Source organism: Type-D symbiont of Plautia stali (genome assembly GCF_001485335.1).
Taxonomy (GTDB): Bacteria; Pseudomonadota; Gammaproteobacteria; order Enterobacterales; family Enterobacteriaceae; genus Pantoea; species Pantoea vagans_C.
The window spans coordinates 1-263 of the sequence record NZ_BBOC01000223.1 but is presented as its reverse complement, the minus strand read 5'-3'; the positions used below and the strand labels follow the sequence as shown (position 1 = coordinate 263).

The 263-nt window shown below is 54.8% G+C and carries 1 protein-coding gene; it reads left to right on the top strand.

Annotated elements, in window-relative coordinates:
* On the top strand, window positions 1–263 hold a 263-nt coding region (locus PSSD_RS26100; protein ID WP_167347717.1), incomplete at both ends, for a TDP-N-acetylfucosamine:lipid II N-acetylfucosaminyltransferase family protein.

Here is a 263-nt window from a genome sequence, read left to right as displayed (position 1 = left end):
CTCAAGTATCAGCTGTTTTATCTGCTGCGCCGTCTGGCCCAGCGCCGTCTGGCACATGTGTTCGCCACGCGCGGCGATTTGCACGCTTTCCAGCAACGTCACCCCCGCGTGCCAACATCATTGCTCTATTTTCCGACACGTATGCCAGAAGCTGCAGTCCCCGCTGGAACGCATAGCGATGATTTTACGGTGCTTTTAGGCAACTCTGGCGATCGCAGTAATCGCCATATTGAGGGTTTACAGGCGATTCATGCTCAGTTTGG